The organism is Lactobacillus sp., from assembly GCF_051873315.1.
Taxonomy (GTDB): domain Bacteria; phylum Bacillota; class Bacilli; order Lactobacillales; family Lactobacillaceae; genus Lactobacillus.
Map to the genome: position 1 here is coordinate 1 of NZ_JBJEES010000090.1, position 7909 is coordinate 7909.

The following is a 7909-nucleotide window of genomic DNA, read 5'->3' on the forward strand; positions in this document are numbered from 1 at the left end:
GGAGAATGATCATCCCCACGATCAGGGCCGTCATGTTCTGGCTGAGGGTGCAGGGTAAAATTACCATCCCGTAGCCTAAAATCGGGCCAAAGTAGGGGATCAGGTTCCCCAGTCCGGTCACCAGTCCGATCAAAAGGCCATATGGGACCTTGGCGATCAGCATGGCCAGGCTGACCAAGAGGCCAACGATAAAAGCGTCGACGATCTGCCCTCTGATATAGCCAGAGAAGACCCGGTCAGCGTCAGCCAGGAAGACCTTGATGCCATTGATGACTTTTCTATTTAAGAGGGTGCCCAGGTTTCTCTTCCAGTAAGCCGCGATCCGCTGGCCGTCGTAGAGGAAGTAGATGGCAAAAATCACCCCGAAGAAGAAGTCGCTCAAAAAGCCAGTTACCCGGCCCACCCCTTTTTGCAGGTAGGAAACCATGCCGCTGGTCGACAGGCCCTGCTTTTGCAGGTAAGCCATGATTTCGTTGATAAAGCTGCTGTACTGGGCCTTCAGCTGGTCATAAAGACTTTGCAGGCTGTCCAGGCTGAAATGGCTCAGCTGCTTGGAAAAAGTTACGAAAACCGCTGTCGTGGCCAGCAAAATAACCAGTAAAAGCAAGAGCAGGGTCAAGGCCACCGCGGCTGACCGGCTGGCCGTCGCCACTGCTCCCCGGCTGCTGCCTTTAGAAAACTTCCGGTCAAAGAAGTTGGTCAAAGGCATCAAGAGATAGGTTAAAACCAGGCCATAGGTCAGAGGCTGGGCAATCGCCGCCAGGATCTTGCCTACCCTGACCCAGAAGCCAGTTGACTCATAGGCCAAAAGCAGGATGAAGAGACCGGCAAAGACCGTGCCCAGACAGTAGAGGGCAATCTTAAAATACTTTTGATCAATGTGGTTCCAAAATTTGTTCATCATTCCACCTCGCTAGTTTGACTAGCTTTTATTATAACAGTTTCTCCCCCTGGCCAAAGCAATAAAAAAAATAGCAGTTGCAAAACTGCTATTTTTTATCATATTTTTATTGATGATTTTACATCACGTGGTGGATCCAGCCTTCTGGGGCTTCGACTTCCCCATTTTGGATGCCAGTCAAAGTGTTGTAAAGCTCTTCCATGAACTTGCCTGGCTTGTCCATACCTGATGGCAGGTCGATGACCTGGTCGCCGTTGACGATGCGGCCAACTGGTGACAATACGGCAGCCGTCCCGACCAAAGCACATTCCTTGAAGGATGGAACTTCGTCGAAGCGGACTTGTCTTTCTTCAACCGTCAAGTTGAGGTAGTGTTCAGCCAAGTATACAATGGAGCGTCTAGTGATTGATGGCAAAATTGAATTTGACTTAGGAACGACCAAGTGGTTGTTTTGGTCGATGAAGATAATGTTTGAGCCACCCGTTTCTTCAATGTAGGTTTGAGTAGCTGGGTCCAGGTACATGTTTTCAGCAAAACCAGCCTGGTGGGCAGTAACAGTCGCCTTCAAACTCATGGCATAGTTCAAAGCGGCCTTAACGTGACCAGTCCCGCGAGGTGCGGCACGGTCGTATTGCGCAACTTGTACGGCAACTGGAGTAGCCCCGCCCTTGTAGTATGGGCCAACAGGAGTCGTAAAGATTCTGAACATGTAGTCAGTTGCTGGAGCAACGCCGATGATTGGGGTCGTGCCGATTTCGTATGGACGCAGGTAAAGAGTCGCGCCTGAGCCGTATGGCGGTACCCAGTCAACATTAGCCTTGACTACTTGGTCGATGGCATCAACAAACTTATCCTTTGGATAAGGCTCCATTTCGATCCGCTTAGCGGAGTTGTACATCCGTTCCGCGTTTTGGTCTGGCCGGAAAACAACAACAGAGCCATCCTTCCAGGTGTAGGCCTTCATCCCTTCAAAAACCTGTTGGGCGTATTGCAGGGTTTCAGCACATTCATTTAAAACAACGTTTGGGTCATCGATCAGCTTGCCGCCTTCCCAGGCGCCGTCGTGGAAATAGTCCACGTATCGCTTGTCGGTTTGATGATAGCCAAAGCCGATATTTGCCCAATCGAGATCTTTTTTAGCCATGATATTACCTCCTAAAAATTCAATCACTAGTTTTTATAGAAGTAACTATAATACTCTTTCTGAAAGTTGGCAAGGGCCTTTTAAAATTATTTTCATTTTCTTGCTATTTTTCGCTAACTTTAATTCTCCTAAGGCAAAACACCTGCTGAAATCAAGCTTTTTGCCCCTATTTCCTCATTTTCTAAAGCTAGCTCATTATTTCTTAATTTTCCTTGTTGGTTGACAAAAGGTCCTCATCCAACCCCCGGCTGCATTCTGCCTGCAGGGTGACGTGGTTAATGCCGAATTTTTCTTTCAAGCAAGCAGCAAGCTCTTCATCAAGCTCCTCAATATGCTTGGCGGTAAGACCAGAGTCAACGACAATGTGGGCGTCCAGCATGATGGTGTCGTCGCAATAGCGCCAAACATGCAGGTGGTGGAGCTGTCTTACTTCCTTAAAGGCCAAAACCGCCTTTTCGATGGCATCCAGGTCCAGGTTAGGGTTAGTTTCCATCAGAACATTTGCTGAGTCTCTGGTGACTTCAAAAGCCTCTTTCAAGAGGAAAATTGCCGCGGCCATAGTCAAAATCGGGTCCACCAGGGTCCAGTTCTGGTAGTAGATCAAGAGTGAGCCCACAACGACGGCAACGCTGGATAAGGTGTCCGACATCATGTTCAAAAAAAGAGCCCGGGCATTCAAGTTTTCCTTGCTCCCCTTGCCTAAAATCAGCATGGAGATCAAGTTGCCGGCTAAGCCAACCAGGGAGACGATGAACATGACTCCCCCTTCAATCGGCTCAGGCTTGCTGAAGCGCTGGATGGCTGAGATAAAGAGATAGATGCTGATGGCCAGCAAGAAGAGGCCGTTGGTGTAAGCAGCCAGAGTTTCAGCCCGCTTGTAGCCAAAAGTCTTATGCTGATCCTTGCTCTTTTTCGCAATCAAATTGGCCGCAAATGCCACAATAATTGAGATGACGTCACTTAAGTTATGCAAGGCATCTGACAAAAGGGCCAGGGAACCGGAGACGATCCCGCCGACAATTTCCGCGGCGGTGATGACAACATTGAAAATCGTTACCCACAAATATCTTTTAGAAGATTGGTCTTTCATGATTTGTACCTGCGCAATCTAGAATATATATCGTTTTTGGTATGTTTCATCATACCTACACTATATACCAAAAATGATATATAATCAAGGGGGATAACTGGAAAGGAGGCCCTCATGACACATGAAGAACTGATCGACCAGGCGGCCCGCCTCTTCAAGGTCTTGGGCAACAGCCTGCGGATTCACATTCTCTTTTACTTGAGAACTCATGGCGAAAGCCCGGTTTCCGCGATAGTTGACCACCTGGGCGTTTCACAGCCAGTGATTTCCAAGCAGCTGGGCATTTTGAAGCAGTATGATTTCGTGCAAAAGCGCAAAGAAGGCACTTTTGTCTACTATTCCATCAACGACCAGGATATCGTGCAGATCATCGACGCGATGACCGAGCACCTGGACCACCTGGACCAGCTGCAGTAGTTTACTTTTAATTTTTAATACAAATAAAAACGGCTTTTACCTTTTCGTAAAAGCCGTTTTTCTAATTGTCTCTTCTTTTTCAGCGCTTAAGACCCGCTGTATTGAACCAGGGAGAAGATGTCCACATCAGGGAACTTTTCTCTGCCCTTAAGGTCAGTCAGTTCGATGTAGAAGGCTGCCCCAACAACCTTCCCGCCCAAGCGTTCAATCAATTCCTTAGTAGCGTGCAAGGTGCCGGCCGTAGCCATCAAGTCGTCGCAGATGACTACTCTTTGGCCAGGCTTAATAGCATCCTTGTGCATTTCCAGCACGTTTGAGCCATATTCCAGGTCGTAAGCCGCGGCTTCGACTTCACGTGGCAATTTGTGGGGCTTACGGGCTGGCACGAAGCCGATACCCAGTTCGATTGCTACCGGAGTCCCGACCAAAAAGCCCCGGGCTTCTGGTCCGACGATCACGTCAGCTTGCCGGCTCTTGGCGTATTCAGCAATTTCGTGAGTAGCTGCCGCGAAGGCTTCGCCGTCTTGCAGGATCGGAGTGATGTCCCGGAAGATGATCCCTTCATTCGGGAAGTCCTTGATGCTGGCAATGTACTTCTTAAAATCAATTGACATTTTGTAATCCTCCATTTGCTAGACCATTGGCATAGCGAATTAATTCATTCGAAGAGATTGTTCGTAATTTGTTAACGAAGGCATATTCTGCTTTCACTGACCGGTAGTAGGCTGAATCGTCCAAAGACTTCTTTGCCGGACTCGGCTTAGGGAGCAATCTGTCCTCTTCCATTTTAACAAAATCAAGGGTAAAAAACACCCTCAAAATAAACATTATGCTGTCCGGATCCATCCCCAGCTGGCTGGCAGCCTGCATGTAATCATTCGGCTTTAGCCCTGGGTGGGCCAAAAAGTACTGCCAGACCAGGCCAAAATTTCCCCGGCTGGGCAGAGCCTGCCCTGGCAGCTGATCCAGCTGGAAGCGGAGGTAAAGCTGCCGGTATTGTTTTGCCAGGACAAAATTGAGTTGGGCTTCATTGGCTGGCACGTCAAGAACAGACACGATCTGCTGGCTAAGGTCTTCATTGTCCTTGGCCAGGGAAATCTGCTCCTTGCTGATGCCAAAATGGTTCATGGCCTGGGTGAGATTTTTCTCATCAAACAAGAGATACTTGTCAGCAAAGCCGAGCAAGGTCTCCTGGCCGCGGAAGTCAACGACCCGGGCCGGCTGAGCATACAGGGACTGTCCGTAATGCAGGTCAACGATCCGGAACTGGACATTCGTCTTGCCTTTAAAGGTGTTAGAAGCAAGCTTGACCAGCATCTGCTGCAGGTAAGGCAAAATGGTTTGGTTTAAGCCATGGTCAAAATCAACCGCCCTGACCGGGCCCACCTGGAAACTGCAGCCCTTCCGCATGGGGCGGAAGCCAGAGATCTGCGGCTTGTCAAGCAAAAAGACCGGCTGAGGGTTGTCCGTGCCAAAAGGCCCAGCCTGGGCCAGGTCATAAACGCTGGTCAAATCAACGTCCAAAGGACTGATCGTGCCATCATATTCCTGGACCTTTTCCGGAGCCTTCTCCCCTGCCTTAAAGCTATGGTTAAAGTCCTGGCGCAGCTGATTCAATTTTTCTTCTGTCGTCGACAGGCCGCAGGCAAAGTCGTGGCCGCCAAACTGGGTAATGGACTTGCCTTCAAAAGGCTTTAAGGCGTTGAAAAGGTTAAAGCCTTCACTGGACCGGCCAGAGCCCTTGACTATGCCGGCTTCGTTTTTCGTCAGCATCAAGGTCGGCTTGTGGTATTTTTCAACCACCTTGTTGGCTACCAGCCCCATGACCCCTTCATGCCAGGCAGGATCGTAAAGAGTCAGAGTCGCGTCTTTCTGATAGCCCCGGGTCTTGATTTGGGCTTCTGCCGCCTGCATGGTCGCTTGGGTCAACTCTTTTCGCTCATTGTTCAGTTTTTCGATCTGGTCAGCCAATTCCTGGGCCTCACCCGGACTTTCCGCCAAAAGCAGCCTTACGGCCAGGCTGGCATCTGCCAGGCGCCCGCAGGCGTTTAGCCGCGGGGCAATGCTGAAGCCAACGTCTTCTTCATCGATCATCCCCGGAGTAAGGCCGGCATTGTGAATGAGGGCTCTTAAGCCTGGCCGGGAGCTTTCATTCAGCATCTCCAGGCCCCGCTTGACGATAATATGCCCTTCACCGGAGACCTTGACCATGTCCCCAATAGTCCCGATCATGGCCAATTCCAAAAATTCGCTGGCCGTGTCTTCTAAGACAGCCCGGGCGATGGTATAAGCCACCCCGGCCCCGCAATAGTCGTCAAAAGGATAAGCCTGGCCCGGGTAATTGCAGTGCACCAGGGCATAGGCATCTGGCATCTCGTCTTTGAAGGTGTGGTGGTCGGTAACGATCACGTCAACGCCCTGGGACTGGGCATAAGCAACTTCTTCAATCCCGGTTACCCCGTTGTCAACGGTGATGATCAATTTGGTCCCATCGGCCACAATTTCCTTGTAGCGGTCCAGACTTGGCCCGTAGCCGTCTTTAAAGCGGTCAGGAATGAAATAATGGACGTCAGCCCCCATGATTGACAGCATTTCTGTCATAATCGCCGTAGCGGTAATCCCGTCAGCATCATAGTCACCGTAAATGGTAATCTTTTCGCCCTCATCTAAGGCTTGGTTGATCCGGCCCACAGCCTTGTCCATGTCATGCATCAAAAAAGGGTCAGCCAGGTCATTTTCAGTGGCGCGGAGCCAGTAGTCGATTTTTTCTTCGCTGTCAATTCCCCGCAAAGAAAACAACTTAGCCGTTAACGGGCTAAGTTGGAATTCCTCAACCAAGCTGCTTGCCAAAGGAGCAGCTGTTCTTTCTTGCCATTTCATCGAAGTTTAAACATCTCCAAATTCTGCTTGCTGGCAGGTTTGATCGCCGTCAGTTTGCCTCTTAAAGACCAGCGGTTAGTCCCGCCATCAGCACAGGTGATCAAGGTCACGATCTTTTTCTTGGTGTTGGCAACCAGCCAGACAGCGCTGGGATCAACCACCTTCTTGTAGTAGATCTTGTAAACGTAAACCTTCTTTAAGTCAGTCAAGTAGACCATACTGCCCAGCTTCACCCGCTCAAGGGGTGAAAAAAGGGCGCCTTTATCGGTCATATAGTGGCCAGCCAAAGGGTAGTTTCCCTTCCCCATCTTCTGGTCAGCCCGCATGGTGCCGCCCCCAGTTGACATGGCCGAATCCGACAGCCCCTTCATGATCGGCAGGTAGAGCTTGACGCTGGGGATGGAAATTGCCCCAATAGCGCCAGCCGTATTCTTAACCCGGCTGCGGGTCGTCTGGGCAAAGTCGATTGACTTGACCTTCTTGAAGTCGTACATCCCCTTCTTCTTCTGGTTCTGCACGATCTGGTCCCGGGTCAGGCCCTTTAAAGCGGCTGTCTGGTTCTGCTTGACAAAAAACGCGCTGATCTGCTGGTTAAAGACCAAAGCCAGGCCCAGCAAAAAGAGGATTACGGCAACTACGCGCAGAATAATCCGCCGGACTGGGTGGTCTTTTCTATTTTTATTTACCTTTGATGTCATCGTCATTCATCCGTAAAACTGCCATGAAGGCATCTTGTGGGACTTCCACCCGGCCAACTGACTTCATCCGCTTCTTGCCCCGCTTCTGCTTCTCCAAAAGCTTGGCCCGCCGGTCCGGGTCACCGGTGTGGATCTTCCAGGTAACGTCTTTTCGGTAAGGCTTGATCGTGGCCCGGGAAATGATCTTGGACCCGATTGCCCCTTGGATGTCGACTTGGAAGTTTTGCCGCGGGATCAACTTCTTCAAAAGACTGCACATTTGGACAGCCCGGTCCCGGGCTTCTTCGCGGTGGGCGATAAAGCTCAAGGCGTCGATCGGTTCCTTGTTCAAGAGGATGTCGATCTTGACCAGGTTGGTGGCCTTGTAGCCGATAATTTCATAATCCAAGGAAGCGTAGCCCTTGGTTGAGGACTTGAGCTGGTCAAAGAAATCGTAAATGATTTCAGCCAGGGGCATTTCGTAGATCACGTTGACCCGGTACTTGTCCAGGTAGTCCATAGTCTGGAACTCGCCCCGCTTGCCTTCGCACAGCTGCATTACAGCCCCGACGAAATCATTTGGCACCATGATTTCCGCCTTGACGTAAGGCTCCTGCAGCTCCTTGTATTCACCTGCATCTGGCAGGTCAGCCGGGTTGTCGATTAACTTGACCTCCCCGTTTGGCATGATAGCGTGGTAGTCAACTGACGGGGCAGTCATGATCAGGTCCAGGTCAAATTCCTGCTCCAGCCGCTCTTGAACGACGTCCATGTGCAAAAGGCCCAAAAAGCCGCAGCGG

General features: G+C 50.5%; 7 protein-coding genes and 1 pseudogene. 1 reads left to right on the forward strand and 7 read right to left on the reverse strand.

The genetic code is table 11. The annotated features are described in order from the left end of the window. The 3 genes from ACI32D_RS05315 to ACI32D_RS05325 form a co-directional block, all read right to left on the reverse strand. A partial coding sequence (locus tag ACI32D_RS05315; protein WP_439775573.1) for an AI-2E family transporter occupies positions 1–901 on the reverse strand: 901 nt, incomplete at its 3' end. 118 nt (positions 902–1019) lie between these two features. Next, positions 1020–2045: a branched-chain amino acid aminotransferase gene (locus ACI32D_RS05320; protein WP_439775574.1), complete on the reverse strand. Its 1026-nt coding sequence runs from the start codon at positions 2043–2045 to the stop codon at positions 1020–1022. Positions 2046–2247: 202 nt separating this feature from the next. Continuing rightward, complete coding sequence (locus ACI32D_RS05325) at positions 2248–3135, reverse strand: cation diffusion facilitator family transporter (protein ID WP_439775575.1); 888 nt, start codon at positions 3133–3135, stop codon at positions 2248–2250. A gap of 114 nt (positions 3136–3249) precedes the next feature. Between ACI32D_RS05325 and ACI32D_RS05330 the strand changes: the two genes are divergently transcribed. Further along, positions 3250–3552, forward strand: coding sequence for an ArsR/SmtB family transcription factor (locus ACI32D_RS05330; protein WP_439775576.1), 303 nt, complete (start codon positions 3250–3252; stop codon positions 3550–3552). Between the two features lie 86 nt (positions 3553–3638). Here the strand turns inward: ACI32D_RS05330 and ACI32D_RS05335 are convergent, their stop codons facing one another. The 4 genes and pseudogenes from ACI32D_RS05335 to ACI32D_RS05350 form a co-directional block, all read right to left on the reverse strand. Further along, entirely contained in the window at positions 3639–4166 is a 528-nt protein-coding gene (locus tag ACI32D_RS05335) for an adenine phosphoribosyltransferase (RefSeq protein ID WP_439775577.1), read from the reverse strand. Beyond that, the gene (gene recJ / locus ACI32D_RS05340; RefSeq protein WP_439775578.1) at positions 4156–6432 is read right to left on the reverse strand and encodes a single-stranded-DNA-specific exonuclease RecJ; all 2277 of its coding nucleotides are present in this window, start codon (positions 6430–6432) and stop codon (positions 4156–4158) included. The genes ACI32D_RS05335 and recJ overlap by 11 nt, the downstream gene beginning before the upstream one ends. Next, complete coding sequence (locus ACI32D_RS05345; RefSeq protein ID WP_439775579.1) at positions 6429–7130, reverse strand: class A sortase; 702 nt, start codon at positions 7128–7130, stop codon at positions 6429–6431. Before ACI32D_RS05345 ends, recJ begins: the two co-directional genes overlap by 4 nt. Further along, positions 7111–7909 (reverse strand): annotated as a pseudogene (locus tag ACI32D_RS05350) (elongation factor 4); the annotation flags it as partial. The gene ACI32D_RS05345 and the pseudogene ACI32D_RS05350, both read right to left, overlap by 20 nt.